This is a genomic window from Azotobacter beijerinckii (assembly GCF_900110885.1).
Taxonomy (GTDB): Bacteria; Pseudomonadota; Gammaproteobacteria; order Pseudomonadales; family Pseudomonadaceae; genus Azotobacter; species Azotobacter beijerinckii.
On sequence record NZ_FOFJ01000150.1, the window covers coordinates 1 to 1,872 of the forward strand.

A 1,872-nucleotide genomic window follows, 5' to 3' on the forward strand; every position below is an offset into this window, starting at 1 on the left:
CGGCGCCCGCCAGGGCGACGATCCGCTGCTGCTGCTCTATCGCTCCCGGGACCTGCGCCAGTGGGAATGCCTCGGCCGCGCCCTGGAGGGCCGGCAAGAAGCCGACGGCTACATGTGGGAGTGCCCGGACCTGTTCGAGCTGGAGGGACGCGACGTCTTCCTGTTCTCGCCGCAGGGCCTGGAGCCCGACGGCTACGAGCGCTGGAACCTGTTCCAGAACAGCTATCGCCTGGGCCGGCTGGACGAGAGCGCCCACTTCGTTGCGGAGACCGAACTGCGCGAACTCGACCACGGCCATGACTTCTATGCGGCCCAGACCCTGAGTGATCCCCACAAAATCACCCGAGCTCCTGCGCTTGCCGGTGGACTTCCCGCCGCAGGGCCAACTCCAGTTCCCGCAGCCTCTCTCGGGAAATGTCTCCCGCATAAGTGCGTGCGTACTCCAGTCCCAGCCGCCACAGCGACAGCACGTGCCTGTCCTTGACGCTGTTGCTCTGAAAGCGCCGCTCGTGCCCTGCCTCTCGCGCCTGCAGGCACAGCGCATAGCTGGCCAGCACGGCAATCAGCAACAGGATCTCGATGCGCCGCGGGCAGCGGCTGCGATGCAGTTCCAGGCCGAACCCCAGCCGATGGCTCTTCAGGTCGCGCAAGCCTTCCTCGATCTGCATACGCCGCCTGTAGATCGCCGCGACCTGCGCGGCATTCCACTGCGCCTCGGGCAGGTTGCTGGCCAGCAGCCAGGGCTCGCTTTCGCGCTGCGCGTTTTGCCGGCTGCGCTTGTCCCGGGCCACGGTTCCGGTGACGCGCCGGTGCTTGCGCCCCCGCGGCGCATGCTTCACCGCGTAGAGTGGGGTGGACCAGGGCGCCGAGCGCGTCATCTCGAGGCAACCGAGCCGTTTCGGCGATGCCGAGGCCAGGGCGTACAGGCTTTTCACCGGCTGCCAGGGCTGCTCGCCGAATCGGTACAGATCGCGATTGCGCACGCGGCCGACGTAATGCCAGCCCATGGTTTCGACGGCCTGGAACCAGGGTCGCCGGAAACCGGCATCGGTGACCAGGATGGGCGTGCAGCCGGCCGGCAGCATCGCCGCGAGAGCCTCGAGCAGGCGTTTCTGGCAACGCGGGCAGCCCTCGCGCGGATGGACGACTTCACAGACCGGCAGCGAACGTCCGGCCAGCGGGATCGCGGCGCGCAGCAGGAACAGCTTGCCGGCGGCATCGATCGGCGGCCAGTCCACCAGGATCGACGGATGCTCGAGCGACCCCAGCAGGGCGTGGAGCATGGCCCAGTAGAACAACCCCCGCTCGGCCTGCAGCTGCCGATTGCCGAGCAGGCGGTCGACCCGCTTGATGGCATGTTTGGGATAGGCCGAGCCGGGCAGGAAGCGCCCCAGCGCGGTCAGGCTCAGGCAGCGGCCTTGCAGCAGGGCGGCCACCACGGTCATCAGGGGCGGGCATGGATCGTGAGGAGTGCCTTGGCGAAGGCATCGTGCAAGAATTGGACGGTCTGCATGGGTAGGGGGACATCGATCAGTTTGGCGACAACCAACGTCGCCCGCCCATGCAGACCTCTTCAAGCTTTATCTCTCTGATTTTTCGGGAAAATTTCTGGGGATCACTCAGGCCCAGACCCTGCTGGCACCGGACGGGCGCCGCCTGCTCTGGGCGTGGATGTACATGTGGAACAAGTCGCGACGGCGACCGCCTGCGCATGCGCCCGGCACGCGAGTTGACGGCGCTGCGCCAGTCCCTGCAGGCGCTGGCGATCGGCACGCTTGAGGCGCAGAGCCGCAAACTCGCGGTGCGCGGTGCCCTGCTGGAGCTCGAACTCGAACTGGAGCTGACCGGCAGCACGGCCGAGCGCTTCGGTCT

2 pseudogenes are annotated in these 1,872 nt (G+C 67.5%); one reads left to right on the plus strand and one right to left on the minus strand.

The annotated features are described in order from the left end of the window. Positions 1 to 322: pseudogene (locus BMY22_RS23245) on the plus strand (glycoside hydrolase family 32 protein); the annotation flags it as partial. A gap of 16 nt (positions 323 to 338) precedes the next feature. Here the strand turns inward: BMY22_RS23245 and BMY22_RS23250 are convergent. Further along, positions 339 to 1,513, minus strand: a pseudogene (locus BMY22_RS23250) (IS4 family transposase). Between the last annotated feature and the right edge of the window lie 359 nt (positions 1,514 to 1,872).